Below are 22,577 nucleotides of genomic sequence, written 5' to 3' on the forward strand. Positions count from 1 at the left end.
GGCTTGGCAGTTACGGGGTGGCCTCTTTTGCTGCGCTCAGGCAGCGGCGGCGAGTCGGCGGCGCTTGCTCTGCGGCTGCTCGCGGGAGGCGTTGTGGATGTCGAGCCGGTCCTGCTTGCTGGTCTTGATACGGCGGCCCGGCTTCGCCTTGATGCCGAGGGCCTTCAGCCGGCGGCGCACGGTGGGGACGCTGCAGTCGAGGACGTATGCCGTCTCCTGAACCGTCATGAACTCCTGGTTCACGTCGGCAGGCTCCTCGGGTCGGCCGTACAGCTCGTACTTGCTGCCGGTCATGGGGTGTCACTCCTTCGGGGGCGGGACCTTGGGTGGGGTCAACAGGTCGTCTTCAGCCACGCCTAGGGCTAGGCGAAGCCTTTTGAACGGTGCGGGCGACATCTTCGAGCGGGTGCCGTTCTCTAGGTGGCTGAGGTAGCGCCTGCTGATGCCTGCGCGTTCGGCCAGCTCAGAGGTAGCTAGACCGGCGGTTTTCCGCTTTTCACGGATCGCCACCGCGTCCACTAGGTACGTGGTTGGCGGGTTGGGCATGCCTCAAAGCTAGACCTAGTTAGCCTCTCTGTCCAGCTCTAGTTAGTCACTGGTAGCGCGGAAGTTAGTCAGTGATCTAGCCGTAGTGAGCCTTAGAGCAAACGTGCAGGTCACGGATCCAGCCTTAGTTACCGTGTGGCCCTGGCTGGCCCTGGCTGGCCCTGCCAAGATGGGGCCCATGGCACCCAGTGACCCCAAAACCCGCCTCGCGGAGCACGTGAAGAACCGCCGGCTAGAGCTGAAGCTCGCGCGCAAGCGGGCGGCGGAGCTGGCCGGCATGTCCAAGGACACCTGGCAGCGCATCGAAGAAGGCAGCGACGTGCGCCTGATGAGCGTCGCCAAAGTCGACGCCGTGCTCGGCTGGGCATCGGGCAGCGCGGTCGGCGTCCTGGAAGGCCGGGAGCCGATCCTGACCCGCATGTCCTCTGAAGTGCCGGGCGTCAACATCTCGAAGAGGCCGGCCGAAGACCTGGACGGTCGTGCGCGTGAGGTCATTCAGCTTGCGACGATCGCCACCACGAGCGGCCTCACTTCTGACGAGATCCGGGAACTGAGCGACAAGGCGGTACGGGATCTCAGGGCCCACGGATTGATCTGACTGAAGTTTCACCCGCATGCCGTACAACCTTTTGCTTTTATCGACTCGTTACCACATTTCCCCCCACCACTTTGGCCCCATACGGTCCCAACTGGCCCTCGACGTGGCAGAGTCGAAGCACGCCCTTGGAGGCTCCCGCAACACCCGGAACTAGGGGGAGCCATGCAGTACAGCGAGCCGCTCATAGTCGACTACGGGCCGAGATTTCTTGGCCATAGCTTTTTGGTCGACAAGGGGATCGTGTGTGTGATCCCCCGCCAGATCGCCGCGGATAGTTCAGGAGCCGCGGCGATGAGGGAAGTAGTGAAGGACCTCGGAGGAGAATGTGGGGGATGCCGTAACTGCCCGCTAGGGCAAGCCGGCTGAAGCCACGGACGCGGGAGGCCACGGCGGTAGGGGTACCTGCCTGGCACCCGCCTCCGCCACGTCTGGAGGACTTCGTGAGCGGCGCCGATCAGCACATCCACATCGAGTGGCGTGGCGGTACATGCCGGGTGAAATGGTGGTCCGGCGAGTATCTCGACAACGGCCGAAAGCGGTACGAGTCCAAGGGCGGCTTCACCGACGAAGAGGTCGCCTTCAACCATGGCCGCGACAAGCTCTACGAGATTCGGCACGGCACCCACGTAAAGAACCGTGACGGGGCCACGCCCATGTCGGACTGGCTCGACGACTGGCTTGCCGCGATGGACCACGGCCACCTGACCGAGCGCGGGTACCGGTCAACTGTCGAGAATCACATCCGCCCGTACTTCAAGAAGCAGAACGCATCCGTTGCCGATATCGACGTCTTGGCCTACCGCGCGTTCAAGAAGCACATCAACGCGAAGATGAAGAAGGCCAGCTCGGCTGCGAACATCATGATGGTCCTGGGCATGGTCCTCGACGACGCGGTGCCCCGACTGATCAAGACTTCGCCGGTCGAACGCACGCGGCGCCGCGGCAAGTTCGTTAAGAAGCCCAAAGAGCGCAAGAAGGACATGACCCCGCAGGCAGTTGAGCAGCTCGCCTGCAACGCGCGCACAGTCTTCGGGCAAGCCGGCTACGTCTTCATTTGGACCATGGCGATGACGGGCATGAGGCCGGCCGAGCTGTTCGGCCTGACGAGGGAGTACTGCTACCCGAACTGGCCGCTCAGCGATCCGCGACCGGATGACGAGGAAACCGAGCGGTACGAAGAAGACGTTGAACGTTACGGCCGCGGCGACAACCTCATGCCGGCGATTCGAGTAGAACGCCAAGTTCAGTACGCAGACAGCACGCTTCAGTTCTTCCCGCCGAAGTACGAGTCCTGCCGATCGCTCGTGGTCCCTGACTTCCTGGCTGAGCTGCTGAAGGACCTTCTCGCGTCTCACGACCACAAGTGGGTCTTCCCGGCGCTGAAGGGCGGGTCGTTGGGTGCGGTGAACTTCGACTACAAGTACTGGCGGGACGTTGCCGACGGGGCGGACGAGCGGTCGGGGCCGCGGACTCGGGGTGCCCGGCCGGCCATTCCTCCGGTGCCGTCCTTCAAGGGGAGGCGCCTGTATCTGCTGCGGCATGGCCACAAGGCGTGGCTGGACGAGGACGGGCACAGCAAGTTCGCCACCGAGTCCCGGATGGGGCATGAGGTGCCGGGTGTTGAGGGGGTCTATTCAAGCGTGACGGTTCCGATGGAGCGTGCCATCATGAAGACGTTGCAGGAGCGGTGGGACCGTCTGCGTGGCGGGTCGAGCGGGTCAGATGCCTAGATCATCTCCCACATGTTTCCCACCTAGGCCCTGCGGATCAAGGGACCGGCTGGTGAGAGCCGTACAGGCCGCCAATTGACCAAGTTCCAGATGAAGTTGAGCGCGGTGATGGAGAGCGCGACGGGCTTGAGCGCGGGCCAGGTGACGGTACGGAACCGGCGCCAGGCCCCCGCGCCGTCCAGGGCGGCGGCCTCGTGCAGTTCGTGCGGGGTGTTCTGGAGACCGGCCAGCAGGGCGACCGTGGTCTGCGGCATGCCGGCCCAGACCCCGACGAGGATCACCGCGGGCAGCGCGGTGGCGAGACCGGTCAGCCAGTCCCGGCCGTCGCCGAGTCCCAGGTCGCGGATGGTCTCGTTGAGGATGCCGGCGTCCGGGTTGTAGACCAGGCGCCACATGATGCCGACGACGACCTCGGGCATCGCCCACGGGATGATGGCCAGGGCGCGGGCCAGCCAGCGCATCCGCAGGTTCTCGTTGAGGAGCAGGGCGAGGCCCAGGGCCAGGACGAACTGCGGGACGGTGACGCCGACCGCCCAGAGAAGACCGATCCGGAACGACTCCCAGAACAGTCCGTCGTGGAGCAGGTCCTGGAAGTTCAGTACACCGACCCACTGGGTGGACCGGGTACGGCCCGACTGGGCGTCGGTGAAGGCCAGCGCGATGCCGTAGAGCAGTGGCCCGACACTCAGGATCAGGATCGGGATCAGCGCGGGCAGCACCAGGAACCAGGTTCCGGCGTTCCGGTTGATCCGCACGGACCGCTTGTCGTGCGGGCCGTCCGGCGGACCGTGCCGCCCGGACCGTACGGTTGCACTCGCCAATGTCATGGATTGACCCCCTTGCGTCATTCGACCGGCTTTATACCGTTCTGGCCGCTCAGGTGGCCCTAGCCATCGTGCTGACGCGCCGTCGGTTCGTCAAGGCGGCCTGCACGAGTGCGAAAATCGGATCCATGAACGAGATGCGAGCGCGCGAGCTGCTGACCGCCGCCGGACTGCCCGGCGGTGCCGAGCTGATCGCGCTGGGCGAGAACGCGGTGTTCGCCGTGGGCGACCTGGTCGTCAAGATCGGCCGGGACGCCGTGCGGAACCCGGAACTGCGCGAACGGGCGGAGCGCGAGGTCGCCGTGGCCCAGTGGCTCGCCGCGTCCGGCGTCCCCGCCGTGCGCGCGGCCGAGCCCGGGGCGCGGCTGGTCGACGGCCACCCCGTGACGCTGTGGCACCGCCTGCCGGACGCGGTACGGCCGGCCGAGCCACGGGATCTGGCGCCCCTGCTGGGCGCGGTGCACGCGCTGCCGGCCCCGGCGGACCTCGCCCTGCCCCGCCGGGAGCTGCTGGGCGGCGTCGAACGGTGGCTGGGGCTGGCCGGCGAGGCCATCGAGCCGGCCGACGCCGCGTATCTGCGCGAGCGCCGCGACGGCTTCGCGGCGGCCGCCGCCGGCCTGGTCCCGCATCTGCCCCCGGGCCCGATCCATGGTGACGCGCTCACCCGCAACGTCCATGTCGGCCCGGACGGGCCGGTGCTGGTGGACCTGGAGACCTTCTCCACGGATCTGCGCGAGCACGATCTGGTGGTGCTCGCCCTGTCCCGCGACCGGTACGGGCTGGCGGCCGGGGCCTATGACGCGTTCACCGCGGCGTACGGGTGGGACGTGCGGGAGTGGGACGGCTGCGCGGTGCTGCGCGGGGCGCGGGAGACGGCGAGCTGCGCATGGGTCGCGCAACACGCCCCGGCCAACCCGAAGGCACTCGACGAATTCCGCCGCCGGGTGGCGTCCCTGCGGGACGGGGACCCGGCGGTGCGGTGGTATCCGTTCTGAGGCGGAGCTCACCGAACGCCGCTGAACGGCGCGTCCCCAGGGCGTGTTTCGAAAGGAGCGCCGTCCGCCCGGCGGGCGGGTCCGGCGGGCGGGTCCGGCGGCGTCCGGTGCGTGCGATCGCAAGGCGGAGGGTCGCCCCGATTCTGGGCGTATCGGGGTGATCCCGACAACGCGGCGAGCAATGGGGTCTCCCCTGCTCGAGCGAAGCCGAGAGCTCGGGGAAGTGCCAGGCGTCGCCGGACAGGCGGGACTTTCGAAACACGCCCTAGTCGACCGACGGACTTGATCGCGCCTCGACCACCGGCTCCCGTACCGGCCAGCGGCCGTCGATGACCGCGTCGGCCGTGCCCTTGCGGCGCAGGAACTGCTGGAAGTCGGCGGCCCACTCCGCGTACCAGACGATCTGGCGCTCGTGCAGCTCCGGTGCCGACAGCGCGGCCACCGAGCCGTGCCGTGCGGCTATCGCGTACGCGACGCGCACCGCCGCCAGCGCGTCCGCCGCCGCGTCGTGCGCTCCCCCGTGGACCACCCCGTACTCGACGCAGACCGCCTCGAGGTTGCGCTTGCCCTTGCGGTAGCGGTCGACGGACCGGTCGATCGTGTAAGGGTCGATCACCGGCCCGATCCCCGCGCCGTCCAGGCGCTCGCTGAGCGACGGCAGTCCGTGGCGGTGCAGTTCGGCCGTCAGCAGTGTCAGGTCGAAGGCCGCGTTGTACGCGACCACCGGAATGCCGCGCCGCCAGTAGCCGGTCAGGGTGTCGGCGATCTCGTCGGCCACCTCGCGGACCGGCCGGCCCTCCGCCGCCGCCCGCTCGCTGCTGATGCCGTGGATCGCCGAGGCCTGTGCGGGGATCCTGATCCCCGGATCGGCCAGCCAGGTGCGCCCGCTCACCGGCTCGTCGTCCCGGTCGTCGACACGGACGACCGCGGCCGTCACGATCCTGGCCTCCAGCGGTTCCGTACCCGTCGTCTCCAGGTCGAAGCCGACCAGCGCATGCCGGTGCCAGCTCATCCCGTACCTCCTTCGTGGTGCTCCCCCGGATGACGACCACCCTCGCACGGGGCACTGACAACGCGGCGGGGCGGTTCCTCAGGAGACCGGCCGCGAGTCCGTCCACACCGATTCGAACTCCTCGCGGTACGTCTCGAAGAGCCCGTGCTCGCTGTCCTGGCCGGCCCTGACGACCGCCCGCCCGCCGCCCCGCAGCACCAGCACCGGCGCCTCCATGCCGCGCGCCCGGCGCAGGTACGTCTGGACGACCCCCACCGCGTTGGCGCCGTCGCCGTCCACCAGGTAGGCGGTGAAGCGCGGGGTCTCGTCGAAGACATGGATCTCGAAGGCACCCGGATCGCGCAGCTTGGAGCGGACCCGGCGCATGTGAAGGATGTTCATCTCCACCGACCGGCTCAGCTCGCCCTTCTTGAGTCCGAGCTCCCGCTCGCGGCGCTTGACCGCGCTGCTGGCCGGGTTGATGAAGAGCAGCCGGACCCGGCAGCCCGACTCGGCGAGCCGGATCAGCCGGCGCCCCGAGAAGTTCTGCACCAGCAGGTTCAGTCCTATCCCGATCGCGTCCAGCCGGCGCGACCCGCCGAAGAGGTCCTCCGCGGGCAGCTGGCGCTGGAGCCGGACCCGGTCGGGGTGGACGGAGACCACGTCCGCGTACCGGTCGCCGACGAGCTCCTCCACGGCGTCGACCGGGAGCCGGTCGGCGGAGGGCACGGCCGCGCCGCTGCCGAGGATCTCCAGCAGCCGGGCGGAGGCCCGCTCGGCCTGGGCCAGCACCGCCTCATTGAGGGCACGGTTGCGGGAGACCACGTTGCGGGCGACCTCCAGCTCGTCCAGCGCCAGCTCGACGTCGCGGCGGTCGTCGAAGTAGGGCTCGAAGCAGGGCCAGTGCTGGACCATCAGCTCACGCAGTTGCGGCAGCGTGAGGAAACTCAGGACGTTGTCGTCGGCCGGGTCGAGCAGATAGCCCTTGCGCCGGGACACCTCGCGCACGGCGACGGCACGCTGCACCCACTCCTGCCCGGCGGGTCCCGCCGCGGCCACCACCCAGTCCTCGCCGTGGACCGGTTCGTAAATGGGCCGGAGCACCGTGGCGACGACGGCGCGCAGCCGCTGCTCCACGAGATTCAGCCAGATGTAGGCACGCCCGGCCCGCTGGGCGCGCGTGCGCACCTCGCTCCAGGCTTCCGCGTCCCAGTCCAGTTCCGCACCGATCTCCATGGGCTGCGCCAGCGAGACCGCCCCGGGCGGAACATCGGCCAGGTCCCCCTCGTGACCCGTGTCACCTGGGGGCAGCTCGAACCCTCCCGAGCTCACCCGCGCACCGCCTTCCACTCCCCCACCAACGATCAAGGAAGGGTACTCCGCGAGCGGGAGCCGGTGCAGCCGGATGCACAGGCTACTTTCCCAACTCCCCTATGGCGCACGCACGTTCTGTGCGGCGAGATCTGCCGGAGTGAGCGGATTCATAGTGATTAAACACCCCATTCCCCGCCGCATTCCGGACAACCGGCCGGGCGGGGTGCCGGATTCCGGTTCCGGGCGACGCGGAGGGGCCCGATGTTGACCGGACCACCGGGCGGACCGGTGGCCGAAGCGGGCGGCCTCCGCGACGCCGCCCCCCATTTGCCGTCCGGTCCTAGGTAAGGGACGCCCTTTCGGGGAAGATCTGCCCCAGGGAGCCAGCATTCCCCAGGCAACCGCATCAGAGTGGAAGAGTCGAAATCTATGCAGGTCTGGCCGGGACAGGCGTACCCCCTCGGTGCCACGTACGACGGCGCCGGGACCAACTTCGCGGTCTTCTCGGAGGCCGCCCACCGAATCGAGTTGTGCCTGCTGCACGACGACGGTTCCGAAACGGCGGTGGAGCTGAGAGAGACCGACGCCTTCGTCCGCCATGCCTACCTGCCCGGGGTGATGCCCGGTCAGCGGTACGGATTCAGGGTGCACGGCCCGTACGAACCGCAACGCGGCGCCCGCTGCAATTCCGCCAAGCTGCTGCTCGATCCGTACGCCCGGGCGGTCTCCGGGCAGATCCAGTGGGGCGAGGCGGTGTACGGCTACCCGTTCGGCCGCCCGGACGCGCGCAACGACCTGGACTCGGCGCCGCACACGATGTCCTCGGTCGTGGTCAATCCGTACTTCGACTGGGGCGACGACCGCCGGCCCCGTACGGACTACCACCGCACGGTGATCTACGAGGCCCATGTGAAGGGCCTGACGATGCTCCATCCGGGGCTGCCGAAGGAGCTGCGCGGGACGTACGCGGGGCTCGCCCATCCGGAGGTCATCGCGCATCTGACGGAGCTCGGCGTCACGGCCATCGAATTAATGCCGGTGCACCAGTTCGTCCAGGACCACCGGCTGGCTGACGCGGGGCTCGCCAACTACTGGGGTTACAACACCATCGGCTTCTTCGCCCCGCACAACGCCTACGCCTCCTGGGGCGACCGGGGCGAGCAGGTCCTGGAGTTCAAGCAGGCCGTCCGCGCCCTGCACCAGGCCGGCATCGAGGTGATCCTCGACGTGGTCTACAACCACACGGCGGAGGGCAACCACCTGGGGCCGACCCTGTCCTTCCGGGGGCTGGACAACGCCTCGTACTACCGGCTCGCCGACGACCAGCGCTACTACATGGACACCACGGGCACGGGGAACTCCCTGCTGATGCGCTCCCCGCACGTGCTCCAGCTGATCATGGACTCGCTGCGCTACTGGGTGACCGAGATGCACGTGGACGGATTCCGCTTCGACCTGGCGGCCACGCTGGCACGCCAGTTCCACGAGGTGGACCGGCTGTCGTCGTTCTTCGACCTGGTGCAGCAGGACCCGGTGGTCAGCCAGGTGAAGCTGATCGCCGAGCCGTGGGACGTGGGCGAGGGCGGCTACCAGGTGGGGAACTTCCCGCCGCTGTGGACCGAGTGGAACGGGAAGTACCGCGACACGGTGCGGGACCTGTGGCGCGGCGAACCCCGGACCCTGGCCGAGTTCGCCGGCCGGCTGACGGGCTCGTCCGACCTGTACCAGGACGACGGCCGGCGGCCGCTCGCCTCGATCAACTTCACCACCTGCCACGACGGATTCACGCTGCACGACCTGGTCTCGTACAACGACAAGCACAACGAGGCCAACGGCGAGGGCAACCGGGACGGCGAAAGCCACAACCGGTCGTGGAACTGCGGTGTGGAGGGCGAGACGGACCGGCCGGAGGTACTGGAGCTGCGCGAGCGTCAGATGCGCAACTTCATCGCCACGCTGATGCTGTCCCAGGGCGTGCCGATGCTCAGTCACGGCGACGAGTTCGGCCGGACGCAGCGCGGCAACAACAACGGCTACTGCCAGGACAGCGAGCTGTCGTGGGTGCACTGGCCCCTCCCTGCCGCCGCCGTCGAGGACGGGGACGAGGACGAGAGCGAAGGCGAGGAGTCGGACACGCCGGACGGCGGCCTCGGCAGCAGTCTGCTGGAGTTCACCCGGGCGATGGTGTGGCTGCGCCGCGACCATCCCGTCTTCCGGCGCCGGCGGTTCTTCCACGGGCGTCCCGTGGAGGGCACGCACGACGAGCTCTCGGACATCGCGTGGTTCACCCCCGAGGGCAAGGAGATGACCCAGCGGGACTGGCAGGCGGCGCACGCCAAGGCGCTGACGGTCTTCCTGAACGGGCACGCCATCTCGGAGCCCGGTCCGCGCGGCGAGCGGATCTCCGACGACTCGTTCCTGCTGATGTTCAACGCGAGCGCCGAGACGCTGGAGTTCGCCGTCCCGGTCAATCACGGACGGCAGTGGCTGGCGGTCGTCGACACGGCCCGCCCGGACGGGGTGCTGATCGGGGCGGGGCCCAAGGTGGCGGCGGGCGATCGGGTGACGCTGGTGGGACGCAGCATGGTGGTGCTCCAGCGGCCCGCGTAGGAGAAAGGCGCCCGGGGCCGGGCACTCGTCCGTGCGCGGGTGACAGAGGCGGCCCGGATCTGGGTACGAACGTTCCCATGACGCCTTCCGCCACGTACCGGCTCCAGCTCCAGCCGGAGTTCCCCTTCTCGGCCGCCGAGGACGCCGTGCCGTATCTCGCCTCGCTCGGCGTCTCCCACCTGCACCTGTCGCCGGTGCTCGAAGCCGTGCCCGGCTCACGGCACGGCTACGACGTCGTCGACCACGGCCGGGTACGCGCCGAGCTGGGGGGCGAGGACGGGCTGCGCCGGCTGGCGCGCACCGCGCGCGAGCACGGACTCGGCCTCGTCCTGGACATCGTGCCGAACCACATGGCCGCCGACCCCCGGCACAACCACGCTCTGCGCGAGGTCCTGCGCGAGGGGCCCGCCTCCCCGTACGCCCGCTGGTTCGACATCGACTGGGCCGCCGGCGACGGGCGGATCCTGCTGCCGGTCCTGGCCGGGCGGCTCGGCGAGGAGATGGACCGGCTGCGGGTCGACGGGGACGTGCTGCGCTACGGCGAGCAGGAGTTCCCGCTGCGGTCCGGCACCGCCCACCTCGACCTGCCCGAATTGCTCGACGCGCAGCACTACCGGCTCGCCTGGTGGCGGCTGGCCCGCACGGAGCTGAACTACCGGCGGTTCTTCACCATCTCGGAGCTGATCGGGGTGCGGGTGGAGGACCCCGCGGTCTTCGCCGCCTCCCATGCGAAGATCCTGGAGCTGGTACGGGACGGGGTCGTGGACGGCCTGCGGATCGACCACCCGGACGGGCTCGCCGATCCGGCCGGCTATCTGGAGCGGCTCTCGGAGGCGAGCGGCGGGGTGTGGACGGTGGTGGAGAAGATCCTCACCGGCCCTGAACCGCTGCCCGCGGGCTGGGCCGTCGCCGGGACCACCGGGTACGACGCGCTGTACCGGATCGACGGCCTCTTCGTCGACCCGGTGGGCGCGGCCGAGCTGCTCGGCGGCTACCGCGAGTCCGCCGTCCCGGCCGGTGACCGGGGCGGCTACTGGACGGCGACGGTGCGCCGCGCCGCGTACCGCGTGGTCACCCATGAGCTGGCCGCCGAGACCGGGCTGCTGACCCGGCTCGCCTCACGCGTCTGCGCCGAGGACCCCGCGCTGCGCGACCACGCCCCCTGGGCCCTGCACACCGCCGTGCGCGAACTGCTGGTCCGCCTCCCGGTCTACCGCCCGTACGTGACGGCGGGCGGCCCCTGCTCGGAGGCCGCCTCGGCGACGCTCGACGCGGTCGCGGTGAGCGATGCCAAGGCCGCGTTCGCGGTACGGGAGGAGGCCTCGGCCGTCGACGTGGTGCGGGAGCTGGCGCTGGGGCGGCTCGGCGCGGGCGAGGACCGGGCGGCGTTCTGCGCCCGGTTCGCCCAGACCGCGTCCGCGCTGCGCGCCAAGGCGGTCGAGGACACGGCGTACTACCGGTACGTGCCGCTGATCTCCGCCAACGAGGTGGGCGGCGATCCGGGGCAGCCGGCGGTGGCCCCGGAGGAGTTCCACGCCTACTGTGCCCGGCTCGCCCGCGACTGGCCCGCCACCGGCACGGCGCTGACGACGCACGACACCAAACGCAGCGCCGACGTCCGGGCGGGGATCGCGGTGCTTTCGCAGTGTCCGGGGCGGTGGACGGAGCTGGTCGCCGAGCTGACACGGACGGCCCCCGCCGCCCCCGATCCGCAACTGGCCTGGCAGGCGTGGCAGACGGCGCTCGGGTGTGTGGGGTTCCCGCCCGGGGAGCGGGCCGCACGGCTGGAGCCGGCGCTGCTCAAGGCGGTGCGGGAGTCGGGGCTGTTCACCAGCTGGACCGAACCCGATCCGGTGTACGAGCGGGCGGCGGCGGACTTCGTCGCCGCAGGCCCGGCCGCCGACACCGGTCCGGCGCGGACGCTGCTGGAACGGTTCGCAAGGACGCTCGCCCCGCACGTGCGGGCCCAGGTGCTGGGCGCGGCGCTGGTGCACCTGACGATGCCGGGGGTGCCGGATCTCTACCAGGGCACGGAGCGGGAGTACCTGGCGCTGGTCGACCCGGACAACCGGTGGCCGTTCCGGCAGCCGTCCGACGGGGCGCCCGCCGACGCCAAGGGCGAGCTCACCGAGACGGCGCTGCGGCTGCGGCGTGAGCGGCCCGAGGTGTTCGGCGAGTCGGGTACGTACGCCCCGCTGACCGCCTCCGGTCCTGCGGCGGCGCACTGTCTGGCCTTCTGCCGTTCGGGCGAGGTGGTCACCGCGGTGACCCGGCTGTCGCTGCGGCTGGCGGAGTCGGGCGGCTGGCGCGGGACGGCGCTGGCGCTGCCGGACGCGGGGGTGTGGCACGACCTGTTGACGCCGGGCCGGAAGTTCTCCGGCGGGACGGTGCAGGTGGCGGAGCTGTTCGCGGAACGGCCGGTGGCGCTGCTCAGCCGGTCTGTCTAGGGGCGCACGAGAAGGGAGCGCGGGCCCCGCATGAGCAGGCCGGTGGCCGCTGGGCGGAAGCCGTCCGCCCAGCGCAGGGCGGGCATCGCGTCGAGCAGGGCGCGCAGGCCCTGTTCGGCCTCCAGGCGGCCGAGCAGCACGGCGGGGCAGCCCGCCGGGCCGGGTGTCCCGCGGTCCTGGTCGCGGCGGAAGGGATCGAAGACGTCCGGTGCGGCGAACCGTTCCGGGTCCCGGCCCGCCGAGCCGATCAGGCAGGCGACGGGCGCTCGCGCGGGGAGGGTGCCGCCGCTGAGCGTGACCTCGGTGACGGTGCGGCGCAGCACGACCTGGACGGGCGGATCGCGGCGCAGCGACTCGGTCCAGGCCCGTCCGGCGAGCGCGGGTTCGATGCGCATGACGGCCATCAGGTCGGGGTCGTCCAGCAGATTGGCGAGGAACGAGGCGAGCGCGGTCTCGCGCAGTGCGGTGTGCCGGGTGCAGGGGGCGGCGTCGGTACCCATGCCGGTGTACGCGCCCGTGCGCGCTCCGGCGGGCAGCCAGCGGCAGAAGTCCTCGACGAGGTCGGCCTGGGGGCGTCGGGCGATGCGCCGGGCCAGTACGTAGGCGGTCCGCTCTACGCGCTCGGCCAGACGCCCGGGCACGGAGCCGGACGGTATCGCGTACCGGTCGCTGGGCAGACAGCGGAAGTTCCCGTGGCAGAGCCCGAGCGGGGCCGGGCCGCCCCGGGGCGCTCCGTCGTGGGGGAAGCCCGCGAACCCCGGGTCGCCCAGCGCCGTGGACACGTCGTCGTACCGGCTGAGGAGCCAGGCGCCCAGCGGCGCGTCGTAGATGAGCGGGTACTCCTCGCGGAGCACCCGGTAGAGCCGGTACGGGTCGTGGGCCGCGCCCGGCGCGAGGAGACTGGGGCCGCCGGCCCGGGCCGCGCGGCGGCGTCGTGCGGGCGGGCGCCGGGCCGTGCCGCGTTCGGGCGAGGGCGTCGGGGCCGGTATGTCTCCGGGCGTGCTGGCCGGCATGGCGTACCCCCCGGGGTGTCCGGTGCGCCGGTGCGCGGCGCGGTCCCTGTCAGGGGATCACCTGAACGGGCCCCCCGCAGTGGGCGTACGGCCGTCCGGGTGACGGGAGCGGTCACCCGCCCGGCACGTCGCACCGGGCGGACACGGCTCAGTCGGTGTCCTCGAACGCGGGGCGCCTGCCCGCGCTGCGCCGTACGAATCCTCGCAGGCCGGCGAGGAGCGTGACGCACGTCCAGCCGACGACGCCCAGGACGAGAGTTCCGAGCTGACCACCGGAATCGACTCGGGAGGCGGCTGCCAGCGGGACGACACCCTTCGGATCGCTGATGACCTCGATGCGGTCGCCCACCTCCCAGTCCGGGTGGTCACCGTCGTAGTCCAAGGTCTCCTCGAGCTGACCGAGCCTGCCCTCGAGCGTGAAGCGGTGATGCGATCCGCCGTTCGCCGCGGCGCTGTCGGCGGTGATGCGCACGGTCTCGCGCACACCCCGGTTGTCCAGCGCGGCTTCGGGGGCGTACTGGACCGAGCCCACGAGCACGGACACCGCCGGCAGGAAGGAGAGGACGGCGAGCCACCACGCGCAGTGGAGGAACCGCAGGACGATCGCGAAGACGACGCACCCGATGAGGCCGATGACGATCGGGATGACGTCCGTGCCCAACGCGATATAGGAGATGCCCGTGTTGACCGCGGCGATGATCCAGCCGAGCATGACCACCGCCAGGGTGACCAGGAAATACGTCCCCCGGGTCACAGCCTCGCTCGGCGCCTTCTTCACGTCCACCGCAGTCATCAGGGCAGGATAGACAACCGCCCGCCGCCGCCCCGGCCTGCCCCCTGGGCCAACGAGTGCGGGGCAGCGCCCCTGTGGGGCGTCGAGGGGGAGGACCGGGCCGGGCCCGTGCGGGGACGGAGGGCCGAGGGCCATGCCTTCCTCGCCCTCGCGGGGCGCGGACCGCACCGGGAGGCGTGGCCCGGGCGACTACGCGAGCGGCCGGAGCGCGGGCGCCGAGAGCCGGAAGGTCATCCTGCCGAAGCTCACCTGGTCCCCCTCCCGCACTGAGACCGCCCCCGTCACGCGCTGCCCGTTGACGCAGGTGCCGTTGGTCGAGCCGAGGTCGCGCAACTGCCACCGGCCGCCGTGCGCGGTGAGTTCGGCATGCAACCGGGACACAGTCTCGTGGCTGAGCCGGAGTCCGTTGCCCGGGTCGCGGCCGATGCGCAGGGGGTGCGGACTCGGCGCCGGGAGCAGCAGTTTGGGCAGCCGCTCGGCGCGCCACGCCCTGCGTACCCGCTCGGGGAAGCCGGAGACCCCGCTCACGGCCCGGAACAGGGGCCGCGACCAGCGGCCGTCACGCTCCAGGTCGGCGGTGAGGGCGTCCAGTTCCTCGGAACGGCTGGCGGTCAGGGCCAGTTCCATGCGCCGCATGAAGGTGTCGTGGGAGAGCTTGCCCTGGGCCGCGCCCTCTCTGAGCACACCGAGAACACGGTCGCGCTGGGCGTCGGAGAGCCGCGCGGGGTACGTGTGGGACTCGAAGGAGGACGTCACAGGGCCAATTGTCGGGCCGACCGCCCCGGAGTGTCCAGAACAACGGCGCTTTTCCGCCCCCTGACCTGCGCGGCCCCGGAAATATGCGGGGCGCCGCGTGCCCGGCGTTGCTACTGTCGGCCGCCGTGCCGCCCCGGCGACCGCCGGGGTCGGCCCGTACACCTGTGGGGGATTCGTGCTCGACGCACCACTCGACCTGACCGTCCGTCCGATCTGCGGCCCGGAGGAGCTCGGCCTCTTCCGCCGGCTGTCCTACGTCCTGGACCACGAGCTCGCGGACGATCTCGCGACGGGCCGCCGCCGCCCGGAGTGGATGTGGGTGGCCCTGCGGGGCGACCGGGTGGTGGCGCGGATCGCCTGGTGGAGCAAGGACGGCAAGGAGCCGCTCCTCCTCGACTTCTTCGACCTGGACGACACGCTGCCCGAGCCCGAGCGCGGGGAGGCGGGACTGCGACTGCTGGAAGCCGCGACGGCGGCCGTCGTTCCGGCCGGTGCCCCGCGTCCCGAGTACGGGCGCTTCGTACCGCCCGACTGGCGTGAGGACCCGGCAGCCCGTGACGTCGTCGAGGCCCGCATCCGGGTCATGGAGCGCACCGGCGCACGCATGCTCGTGGAGCGGCTGCGCCTGGAGTGGCGTGCGGGCACCCCCGTACCGGCCGACAGCGGCCGGCTGCGGTTCCGCCCGGTCGCCGGGCGCGAGGATCTCCTCGCGCTGATGACACCGGTGATGGAGGGCACCCTGGACGCCCACGGGCAGCAGGACCTGGCGTCGGGCCTGTCGGCGCGCGAGGCGGCGGAGAAGCACTACGACGAGGAGCTCGCCCACTACTCGACGCCTCAGGAGTGGTGGCGCGTCGCCGAACTGCCGGACGGCGAACCGGTCGGCTTCGTGATCCCGGCGCGCAACAGTTACAACCCGATCATCGCGTACATCGGCGTGCTGCCCGCTCAGCGCGGTCACGGCTTCATCGACGAACTCCTCGCCGAGGGAACGCGGGTGCTGGCCGGGCAGGACGGCGTGGAACGCGTCCGGGCGGCGACGGACCTCGGCAACGTGCCGATGGCGCAGTCCTTCGCGCGTCTGGGCTACGTCAACTTCGAGCGTGCCTTCGACATGGTGTGGGACGACTGACGGAGCCCGCCGCGCGGGGCCGTGCAAAATGCCTTGGACGGCCCTGTGCGAAGGGGTTAGGGTCACCGCGAGGGCATCCGGCCCCGGTCGAGGAAGGAGGCGAGGCACATGGGTACGCGCGACGGCATCACCCCGCGCATCACTTCGTTCCCGCGCTCCCGTCCCGCCCGCCGGGCGGTGTCCGACTCGGTCTGACCGGGAGCGCACAGCTTGCTTCCGGAGGACTTTTCCCATGACCGATCTGGTCATTCGCGCGCTCTCGCAGAGCGACGCCTCTCTCTTCGACTCCCTGCAGGACGCGTCCCTCGTCGGCCGCGCCGCCTTCGGGCATCGCTACGCCACGGTGGCGGACGGCGGGGAGTACCGCCCCGAGTGGACGTGGATCGCGCTGCGCGACGACACCGTCGTCGCCCGGGCGGCCTGGTGGGCCGGTCCCGATGACTCCGAGCCCGTCCTGCTCAACTGGTTCGACTTCGCCGAGGGCGAGGACGAGGCGGGCGCCGAGCTCCTGCGCCGCTGCCCGCTGCACGCCGAGTACGAACTGATCCTCCCCGCCGACTGGCGCGAGGTCCCCGAGGTCAGGGCCGCCGCCGAGGCCCGGATCGCCGCCGCCACGGCGGCCGGGATGAAGCCGCTCGTCGAGCGGTACCGCTACCTGTGGACACCGGACTGCGGACTGCCCGAACGGCCCGGCCGGCTGACCTTCGGCCCGGAGCCCGACGACGAGGTGATCCTCGGCCTGCTGCGGGGGATCCACTCCGTCACGCTCGACGCACACGCGCGGCGTGCGATCGAGGGCCCCGGCGGGCTGGAGGCCGCGGCCCAGGAGGAACTCGACTTCTTCCACTGGTGCCCCTCACCACGTGACTGGTGGCAGGTGGCGTACACACCGGACGGCGCGCCGGCCGGTCTCCATATCCCCGCGCACAACCCCTCGGGGCCGTGCATCGGCTTCATCGGGGTCCTGCCCGAGGCGCGCGGCCACGGGTACGGCTACGACCTGCTCGTGGAGTGCACGCACTTCCTGCTCGCCCGGGGCGCCGAGTTCATCGCGGGTGCGACGGACCGGGGGAACGTTCCGATGGCAGCCGCGTTCGCGAGGGCCGGGCATCCGGTGACGCAGGAGCGGATCCACCTGGTCTAGGGATCCCCCTGGCCCGCCTGGTCCAGGGGAAGTGAGGACGGGGGCCGGTGCCGCGCCGCGCGTCAGCCCCCGTTCGCGTGCTGCTGCCTGATGACGTCGCGGTACCAGGCGTACGACTCCTTGGGCGTGCGGCGCAGTGTCTCGTAGTCGATGTGGACCAGGCCGAAGCGCTTGCTGACCCCCTCGGTCCATTCGATGTTGTCCGTGAGCGACCAGGTGAAGTAGCCGCGTACGTCGACACCCGCGTCGATGGCCTGCCGCAGGGCGCCCAGGTGACCGTCGAGGAAGGCGATCCGGCGGGTGTCCGCGGTGGGTTCGTCGACGGCGCAGCCGTTCTCCGTGATGTAGAGCGGAGGGAGCCGGTCGCCGTAGCGGTCCCGGAGCTGGACGAGGGTCTCGCGCAGGCCGTCGGGGACGACGGGCCAGCCGAAGTCCGTCTTCTCGTACCCTTCGATCTCCCGGATACCGAAGGGGAGTTCGGCGGGCATGCCGAAGCCTGCGAAGCTGTCGAGGGCGTCGGCCGTGGGGGCGCCGACGAGGGTGGGGTTGTAGTAGTTGACCCCGTACCAGTCGAGCGGGGTGGAGATGGTCCGCAGGTCGTCCTCGACGGGGCCGGGCATCAGCGCGGCGAAGTTCTCGTCGGGGTAGCGGCCGGTGAGGAGGGGGTCGGCGAACAGCCGGTTGGTGAGGGTGTCGTACAGCTCGGCGCCGAAGCGGTCCTCTTCGGATTCGCTCGCGGTCCAGACCGGGGAGTGCGATACGGCTATGCCGATGTTGTCCGCGCCGGCGGCCCTCAGAGCGCGTACGGCCAAGCCGTGGGCGAGGAGCTGGTGGTGGGCGGCGGGCAGCGCGTCGAAGAGGAGGGTGCGGCCGGGGGCGTGCTCGCCGAGTGCGTAGCCGAGCATCGTCACTTCGGCGGGTTCGTTGAGTGTGATCCACATGGGAACGCGGTCGGCGAGCCGTTCGGCGACGATGCCCGCGTACTCGGCGAAGCGGTGGGCGGTGTCCCGGTTGAGCCAGCCGCCGGCCTCGTCCAGCGGCAGCGGGGTGTCCCAGTGGTACAGCGTGGGGGCCGGGGTGATGCCGTGGGCGCAGAGTTCGTCGACGAGGCGGTCGTAGAAGTCGAGCCCCCGCGGGTTGACCGGACCACTGCCGCCGGGGACGACGCGCGGCCAGCTCACCGAGAACCGGAAGGCGTCCGCGCCGAGCCCGGCGAGGAGTGCCACGTCCTCCCGGTAGTGCCGGTGGAAGCCCGTGCCTCGGGTGGTGTCGGTGCCGTCCTTGATGCGTCCGGGCTGCGCGGCGAAGGCGTCCCAGCCGGAGGGCCCCTTGCCGTCGGTGTCGGCGGCGCCCTCGGTCTGGAAGGCGGAGGCGGAGGCTCCCCAGAGGAAACCGGGCGGGAACGGCGGCACGGTCATCTCGGCCTCCACAGCCGTTAGAGGGAGTGCGTATGTCAGAAGCCGGCAGGGCAATGATCAGAACCAGAGCCAGATCCAGACCTTAATCGCCAATTACGGGCTCGATCCAGTGTCGCGGGGTCGAAGATCGCGCCGTCTGCCGACCATGGGCCGGTACACGGAAACGAGGGAGCGCTGCATGTTGTTCGAGGTATGGGCACCGGAAGCGGAATCGGCCGCCCTGCGGCTGTCGGGTGAGCCGCGGACCATGGAGCGTGATCCGGACCGGCCAGGCTGGTGGACCGCGGAGGCGGAGGCCGCGGCCGGCGACCGCTACGGTTTCGCCCTCGACGGCGGCCCGGTGCGCCCCGATCCCCGCTCGCGCCGCCAGCCGGACGGGCCGGACGGCGAGAGCGCCGTCGTCGACCACGGAGCGTACGCCTGGCGCACCGACTGGGCGGGGCGCGGGCTGCCGGGCGCGGTCCTGTACGAGCTGCACATCGGTACGTACACCGGCGAGGGCACCTTCGACGCGGCGGCGGCCCGGCTGGGGCATCTCGCCGAGTTGGGCATCACCCATGTGTCGCTGATGCCGGTGTGCCCGTTCCCCGGCGTCCACGGGTGGGGGTACGAGGGAGTGTCGTTGTGGGCCGTGCACGAGCCGTACGGCGGCCCCGAGGGGCTGAAGCGCTTTGTCGACACGGCGCACGGGCTCGGGCTCGCGGTCGTCCTTGACGTGGTCCACAACCACCTGGGCCCGTCGGGCAACTACCTGCCGGCCTTCGGCCCGTACTTCACCGAGACGCACCACACCCCCTGGGGCGCGGCGGTCAATCTGGACGCGCCCGGTTCCGACGAGGTGCGCGCCTTCCTGCTGGGCAGCGCACTCGCCTGGCTGCGCGACTACCGGCTGGACGGGCTGCGGCTCGACGCGGTCCACGCCCTGGCCGACACCCGGGCGCTGACCTTCCTGGAGGAGCTGTCCGCCGCCACCGACGCGCTCTCGGCCGAACTGGGCCGGCCGCTCTCGCTGATCGCCGAGTCCGACCTCTGCGACCCCCGGACGACGACACCGCGCGCGGCGGGCGGGATCGGTCTGCACGCCCAGTGGAACGACGACTTCCACCACTGCCTGCACACCGCGCTGACGGGCGAGTCCCGGGGCTACTACGCGGATTTCGCGACCGCCCCGCTGGCCGGGCTCGCCAAGACCGTGACGAGTGCCTTCTTCCACGACGGTACGTACTCCAGCTTCCGGGGCCGCGGTCACGGCCGCCCCGTCGACGTCACCCGCAGCGCCGCCCACCGCTTCGTCGGCTACGCCCAGACGCACGACCAGATCGGCAACCGGGCCCTCGGCGACCGGCTCGCCGCCTCCCTCTCCCCCGGTCTGCTGGCCTGCGCGGCGGCGCTCGTACTGACCGGCCCCTTCACACCGATGCTGTTCATGGGCGAGGAGTGGGGCGCCCGTACGCCCTGGCAGTTCTTCACCGACCACACCGATCCCGAACTCGCCGAGGCCGTACGGACCGGCAGGCGGCGGGAGTTCGGGGCGCACGGCTGGGCCGAGGAGGACATCCCGGACCCGCAGGACCCGGCCACCCGGGACCGTTCGTGCCTGGACTGGAGCGAGCAGCGGCGCGAACCGCACACCCGCCTCCATGCCTGGTACCGCGAACTGATCGCGCTGCGCCGCACCCTGCCCGACCTCAGCGACCCGGATCTGGCGACGGTGAGGACGGCGTACGACGACGACGCCCGCTGGCTGGCGATGCGCCGGGGCGAGCTGCGGATCGCCGTCAACCTCGACGGGAAGCCGGCCACGATCCCGCTGGGCGGCGGCCGGCACCGCGGCGGCGGAGGCAGAGTGCTGGCCGCCTGGCTGCCCGTCGAGGCGCCCGGCACGGACGGGGCGCTGCATCTGCCGCCGGAGTCGTGCGTGGTGCTGGCCGACGACTGAACCGGCAGGCGTGTCGCCGCTACTCGACGATCGCCAGTTCGCGCGCGGTGGCGTTGAGGCGACGGCCGCCGTCCTCGGTGACGGTCACGATGTCCTCGATCCGGACACCGAACCGGCCCGGCAGATAGACGCCCGGCTCCACGGAGAAGCACATGCCGGGCACGAGCGGCTGCTCCTCGCCCTCGATCATGTACGGCGGTTCGTGGGTGGTGACGCCGATGCCGTGGCCGGTGCGGTGGATGAAGCGTTCGCCGTAGCCGAACTCGGTGATGACGGCACGGGCGGCCCGGTCGATCTCCTGGCAGGCGGCACCGGGCCGCACCGCGTCGCAGCCTGCCTTCTGCGCCTCGCGCACGATGTCGTGGACCCGCTGCTCCTCGGCCGTGGGCTCGCCGACGTGGACCGTGCGAGAGGTGTCGGAGCCGTAGCCGTGCTTGAGGCCGCCGAAGTCGAGCACGACCATGTCGCCGCGTTCGATGGTGCGGTCACCCGCCTCGTGGTGGGGGTTGGCGCCGTTCGGTCCGGAGCCGACCACGGTGAAGTCGACCTGGGAGTGGCCGGACTCGGTGAGCAGGCGCGCCAGATCGGCCGCGACGTCGGTCTCCTTGCGGCCGGAGAACCGGACCTTCAGGATCTCCTCGTACGTGGCGTCGGCGGCGGCCCCGGCGGCTGCGAGCCTTTCCAGCTCGGGGGCGTCCTTCACGGCCCGCAGCATCGGCAGCGCCTCGGTGAGGGAGGCGTACGACGTCCCGGGCAGCGACTGCTGGAGGCCGAGCAGATGCATGGCCCAGGCGTTGTCGCTGATCCCGAACCGGCCCTTCGCGTCGAGCAGCGGCGCGGTGACGGCGTACGGGTCCTTGCCGTCGGTCCAGTCGCGCAGGGTCAGCGCGGGCGCGCCGACGGCCTTCTCCGCGTCCGGGGCCTCCAGGGTCGGTACGACGAGGACCGGGCCCCGGCCCGGCGTGAGGACGAGGACGGTCAGGCGCTCGGTGATCGCCGTGGGCTGATAGCCGGTCAGGTACACCAGGTCGGGTCCGGGTGCGACCAGTACGCCCGCGAGTCCCGCGGCGGCGGCGCTTTCGGCGGCGCGCGTCATCCGGGCCCGGTAGTCGTCGGCGGTGAACGGCACGGGCTGGTTCGGGCTGGACATGCGGGACCTCCTGGCAGCGCGGAACGGCTCCCCGCATCCTGCCCGCCCGGACGGTCGTGCGCGAGCAGTCAGGACCGCGAGCCGTCACCGGGCCGTACGACGAGGTCCGCGCGGTCACGGCCGGCGGCGACGAGCCGTGCGTTGACCTCGTCGGACCCGGCCACCCAGCGCTCCGCGTACGCCCGCTGCTTGCCGAACCGCACATGCCGGTCGACGAGCCTGCGGACCCGTACGTCCTGGTCGAGCTCCAGGAACCACGCCTCGTCGAGCAGCCCCCGCACCGGCGCCCAGGCCCCTTCCCCGTACAGGAGGTAGTTGCCCTCGGTGACGACGAGCGGGACGTCCGGCGGGACGGGGACGGCGCCGGCGACCGGCTGCTCCAGGGACCGGTCGAAGGCGGGGGCGTACACGACGGTGCCCGGCTCCGGTGCCCGCAGCCGCCGGAGCAGGGCCGCGTATCCGGCGGCGTCGAAGGTGTCGGGCGCGCCCTTGCGTTCTGCCAGGCCGAGGCGTTCCAGTTCGGCCTGGGCGAGGTGGAAGCCGTCCATCGGTACGAGGACGGCGAGCGGGCCCAGTGCGTCGACGAGCCGCTTTGCCAGGGTGGACTTCCCGGCACCGGGCGGCCCGGCGATTCCGAGGATGCGGCGGCCTCCGGCCAGGGCGAGGCGGCGGGCGCGGGCCGTCAGGTCGGCGAGGTCGGCGAGGTCGCTGGGGTCCATGGCGGATATTGTCCCGCTACGGGCCCGGCGGCCCGAGACTCCCCTTCTGTCCAGCGAGGAATCCCATGTCCCACATCGCCCTGGTCACCCTGGTCGTCCGCGACTACGACGAAGCGCTCGACTTCTACACCGACGCCCTCGGCTTCGAGCTGGTGGAGGACACCGACCGGGGCGACGGCTCCCGCTGGGTCGTGGTGCGGCCGCGTGGCACCGAGGGCACGGGACTGTTGCTCGCCCGCGCCAAGGACGAGGCCCAGGCGGCCAGTGTCGGGGCACAGACCGGTGGGCGGGTCGGCTTCTTCCTGCACACCGAGGACTTCGCCGGTGACCACGCGCGCATGCTGGCGGCCGGGGTCCGGTTCCTGGAGGAGCCGCGGCACGAGGTCTACGGCTCGGTCGCGGTCTTCGAGGACCTGTACGGCAACCGCTGGGATCTGCTCCAGCCCGCGTGAGACGCG

20 protein-coding genes are annotated in these 22,577 nt (G+C 71.4%); 9 read left to right on the top strand and 11 right to left on the bottom strand.

Features of this window, described 5'->3' with window-relative positions:
• Nucleotides 1-36: 36 nt before the first annotated feature.
• Complete coding sequence (locus tag ACFYPA_RS06540) at nt 37-294, bottom strand: hypothetical protein (RefSeq protein WP_389130136.1); 258 nt, start codon at nt 292-294, stop codon at nt 37-39.
• Between the two features lie 6 nt (nt 295-300).
• Nucleotides 301-546, bottom strand: coding sequence for a helix-turn-helix domain-containing protein (locus ACFYPA_RS06545; RefSeq protein ID WP_389130139.1), 246 nt, complete (start codon nt 544-546; stop codon nt 301-303).
• A 178-nt stretch (nt 547-724) separates the two neighbouring features.
• Here ACFYPA_RS06545 and ACFYPA_RS06550 point away from each other — a divergent pair, with 178 nt between their 5' ends.
• Together ACFYPA_RS06550 and ACFYPA_RS06555 are read left to right on the top strand one after the other, a co-directional pair.
• On the top strand, nt 725-1,144 hold the full coding sequence (locus tag ACFYPA_RS06550) for a helix-turn-helix domain-containing protein (RefSeq protein ID WP_389130142.1): 420 nt from the start codon (nt 725-727) through the stop codon (nt 1,142-1,144).
• 440 nt (nt 1,145-1,584) lie between these two features.
• Nucleotides 1,585-2,874, top strand: coding sequence for a tyrosine-type recombinase/integrase (locus ACFYPA_RS06555; protein ID WP_389130145.1), 1,290 nt, complete (start codon nt 1,585-1,587; stop codon nt 2,872-2,874).
• A gap of 23 nt (nt 2,875-2,897) precedes the next feature.
• On the opposite strand, the gene ACFYPA_RS06560 is transcribed toward ACFYPA_RS06555, so the two are convergent.
• Complete coding sequence (locus ACFYPA_RS06560) at nt 2,898-3,701, bottom strand: carbohydrate ABC transporter permease (protein ID WP_389130148.1); 804 nt, start codon at nt 3,699-3,701, stop codon at nt 2,898-2,900.
• A gap of 125 nt (nt 3,702-3,826) precedes the next feature.
• On the opposite strand from ACFYPA_RS06560, the gene ACFYPA_RS06565 reads away from it, so the two are divergent.
• The gene (locus ACFYPA_RS06565) at nt 3,827-4,693 is read left to right on the top strand and encodes an aminoglycoside phosphotransferase family protein (protein WP_359318905.1); all 867 of its coding nucleotides are present in this window, start codon (nt 3,827-3,829) and stop codon (nt 4,691-4,693) included.
• Between the two features lie 265 nt (nt 4,694-4,958).
• On the opposite strand, the gene ACFYPA_RS06570 is transcribed toward ACFYPA_RS06565, so the two are convergent.
• Both ACFYPA_RS06570 and ACFYPA_RS06575 read right to left on the bottom strand, forming a co-directional pair.
• Nucleotides 4,959-5,705 (bottom strand): 3'-5' exonuclease, encoded by a 747-nt coding sequence (locus ACFYPA_RS06570; protein WP_359081767.1) that lies wholly within the window; start codon nt 5,703-5,705, stop codon nt 4,959-4,961.
• Between the two features lie 78 nt (nt 5,706-5,783).
• Nucleotides 5,784-7,016 carry an SAV2148 family HEPN domain-containing protein gene (locus ACFYPA_RS06575; protein WP_359081766.1) on the bottom strand — a complete coding sequence of 411 codons (1,233 nt, stop codon included), beginning with the start codon at nt 7,014-7,016 and terminating at the stop codon, nt 5,784-5,786.
• Nucleotides 7,017-7,427: 411 nt separating this feature from the next.
• On the opposite strand from ACFYPA_RS06575, the gene glgX reads away from it, so the two are divergent.
• The gene (gene glgX, locus ACFYPA_RS06580) at nt 7,428-9,608 is read left to right on the top strand and encodes a glycogen debranching protein GlgX (protein ID WP_359318908.1); all 2,181 of its coding nucleotides are present in this window, start codon (nt 7,428-7,430) and stop codon (nt 9,606-9,608) included.
• A gap of 77 nt (nt 9,609-9,685) precedes the next feature.
• Complete coding sequence (gene treY, locus ACFYPA_RS06585; RefSeq protein WP_359318910.1) at nt 9,686-12,055, top strand: malto-oligosyltrehalose synthase; 2,370 nt, start codon at nt 9,686-9,688, stop codon at nt 12,053-12,055.
• On the opposite strand, the gene ACFYPA_RS06590 is transcribed toward treY, so the two are convergent.
• The 3 genes from ACFYPA_RS06590 to ACFYPA_RS06600 all read right to left on the bottom strand — a co-directional run bounded on the left by ACFYPA_RS06590 (nt 12,052) and on the right by ACFYPA_RS06600 (nt 14,617).
• Nucleotides 12,052-13,068 (bottom strand): cytochrome P450, encoded by a 1,017-nt coding sequence (locus ACFYPA_RS06590; RefSeq protein WP_359318912.1) that lies wholly within the window; start codon nt 13,066-13,068, stop codon nt 12,052-12,054. The genes treY and ACFYPA_RS06590 overlap by 4 nt on opposite strands.
• 148 nt (nt 13,069-13,216) lie before the next feature.
• Complete coding sequence (locus ACFYPA_RS06595) at nt 13,217-13,861, bottom strand: hypothetical protein (protein WP_389130155.1); 645 nt, start codon at nt 13,859-13,861, stop codon at nt 13,217-13,219.
• Between the two features lie 189 nt (nt 13,862-14,050).
• Nucleotides 14,051-14,617 (bottom strand): DUF1707 and FHA domain-containing protein, encoded by a 567-nt coding sequence (locus tag ACFYPA_RS06600; RefSeq protein ID WP_359318916.1) that lies wholly within the window; start codon nt 14,615-14,617, stop codon nt 14,051-14,053.
• A 175-nt stretch (nt 14,618-14,792) separates the two neighbouring features.
• Here ACFYPA_RS06600 and ACFYPA_RS06605 point away from each other — a divergent pair, with 175 nt between their 5' ends.
• Entirely contained in the window at nt 14,793-15,749 is a 957-nt protein-coding gene (locus ACFYPA_RS06605) for a GNAT family N-acetyltransferase (protein ID WP_359081756.1), read from the top strand.
• Nucleotides 15,750-15,981: 232 nt separating this feature from the next.
• Nucleotides 15,982-16,893, top strand: a complete 912-nt coding sequence (locus ACFYPA_RS06610) for a GNAT family N-acetyltransferase (protein WP_359081754.1) — start codon at nt 15,982-15,984, stop codon at nt 16,891-16,893.
• Nucleotides 16,894-16,955: 62 nt separating this feature from the next.
• Here ACFYPA_RS06610 and ACFYPA_RS06615 read toward each other — a convergent pair whose 3' ends face one another.
• Nucleotides 16,956-18,311 (bottom strand): GH1 family beta-glucosidase, encoded by a 1,356-nt coding sequence (locus tag ACFYPA_RS06615; RefSeq protein ID WP_359318918.1) that lies wholly within the window; start codon nt 18,309-18,311, stop codon nt 16,956-16,958.
• A gap of 178 nt (nt 18,312-18,489) precedes the next feature.
• Between ACFYPA_RS06615 and treZ the strand changes: the two genes are divergently transcribed.
• Entirely contained in the window at nt 18,490-20,250 is a 1,761-nt protein-coding gene (gene treZ, locus ACFYPA_RS06620; protein WP_359081750.1) for a malto-oligosyltrehalose trehalohydrolase, read from the top strand.
• 19 nt (nt 20,251-20,269) lie between these two features.
• Here treZ and ACFYPA_RS06625 read toward each other — a convergent pair whose 3' ends face one another.
• Nucleotides 20,270-21,400 carry an aminopeptidase P family protein gene (locus ACFYPA_RS06625; RefSeq protein WP_359318920.1) on the bottom strand — a complete coding sequence of 377 codons (1,131 nt, stop codon included), beginning with the start codon at nt 21,398-21,400 and terminating at the stop codon, nt 20,270-20,272.
• A gap of 68 nt (nt 21,401-21,468) precedes the next feature.
• A complete protein-coding gene (locus ACFYPA_RS06630; protein ID WP_359081747.1) occupies nt 21,469-22,119 on the bottom strand; it encodes a nucleoside/nucleotide kinase family protein in 651 nt (216 codons plus the stop codon).
• Nucleotides 22,120-22,184: 65 nt separating this feature from the next.
• On the opposite strand from ACFYPA_RS06630, the gene ACFYPA_RS06635 reads away from it, so the two are divergent.
• Nucleotides 22,185-22,571, top strand: coding sequence for a VOC family protein (locus ACFYPA_RS06635; protein ID WP_359318922.1), 387 nt, complete (start codon nt 22,185-22,187; stop codon nt 22,569-22,571).
• Nucleotides 22,572-22,577: the final 6 nt, after the last annotated feature.

Source organism: Streptomyces sp. NPDC005775, from assembly GCF_042871565.1.
Classification (GTDB): domain Bacteria; phylum Actinomycetota; class Actinomycetes; order Streptomycetales; family Streptomycetaceae; genus Streptomyces.

Excerpts from the sequence above, each read along its gene's own strand:
- ACFYPA_RS06565 (WP_359318905.1), top strand. The coding sequence starts at position 3,827 with ATGAACGAGATGCGAGCGCGCGAGCTGCTGACCGCCGCCGGACTGCCC.
- ACFYPA_RS06570 (WP_359081767.1), bottom strand. The coding sequence starts at position 5,705 with ATGAGCTGGCACCGGCATGCGCTGGTCGGCTTCGACCTGGAGACGACG.
- ACFYPA_RS06545 (WP_389130139.1), bottom strand. The coding sequence starts at position 546 with ATGCCCAACCCGCCAACCACGTACCTAGTGGACGCGGTGGCGATCCGT.
- ACFYPA_RS06595 (WP_389130155.1), bottom strand. The coding sequence starts at position 13,861 with ATGACTGCGGTGGACGTGAAGAAGGCGCCGAGCGAGGCTGTGACCCGG.
- ACFYPA_RS06630 (WP_359081747.1), bottom strand. The coding sequence starts at position 22,119 with ATGGACCCCAGCGACCTCGCCGACCTCGCCGACCTGACGGCCCGCGCC.
- ACFYPA_RS06540 (WP_389130136.1), bottom strand. The coding sequence starts at position 294 with ATGACCGGCAGCAAGTACGAGCTGTACGGCCGACCCGAGGAGCCTGCC.
- ACFYPA_RS06550 (WP_389130142.1), top strand. The coding sequence starts at position 725 with ATGGCACCCAGTGACCCCAAAACCCGCCTCGCGGAGCACGTGAAGAAC.
- treZ (WP_359081750.1), top strand. The coding sequence starts at position 18,490 with ATGTTGTTCGAGGTATGGGCACCGGAAGCGGAATCGGCCGCCCTGCGG.
- ACFYPA_RS06610 (WP_359081754.1), top strand. The coding sequence starts at position 15,982 with ATGACCGATCTGGTCATTCGCGCGCTCTCGCAGAGCGACGCCTCTCTC.
- ACFYPA_RS06615 (WP_359318918.1), bottom strand. The coding sequence starts at position 18,311 with ATGACCGTGCCGCCGTTCCCGCCCGGTTTCCTCTGGGGAGCCTCCGCC.
- ACFYPA_RS06625 (WP_359318920.1), bottom strand. The coding sequence starts at position 21,400 with ATGTCCAGCCCGAACCAGCCCGTGCCGTTCACCGCCGACGACTACCGG.
- ACFYPA_RS06560 (WP_389130148.1), bottom strand. The coding sequence starts at position 3,701 with ATGACATTGGCGAGTGCAACCGTACGGTCCGGGCGGCACGGTCCGCCG.
- treY (WP_359318910.1), top strand. The coding sequence starts at position 9,686 with ATGACGCCTTCCGCCACGTACCGGCTCCAGCTCCAGCCGGAGTTCCCC.
- glgX (WP_359318908.1), top strand. The coding sequence starts at position 7,428 with ATGCAGGTCTGGCCGGGACAGGCGTACCCCCTCGGTGCCACGTACGAC.
- ACFYPA_RS06590 (WP_359318912.1), bottom strand. The coding sequence starts at position 13,068 with ATGCCGGCCAGCACGCCCGGAGACATACCGGCCCCGACGCCCTCGCCC.
- ACFYPA_RS06635 (WP_359318922.1), top strand. The coding sequence starts at position 22,185 with ATGTCCCACATCGCCCTGGTCACCCTGGTCGTCCGCGACTACGACGAA.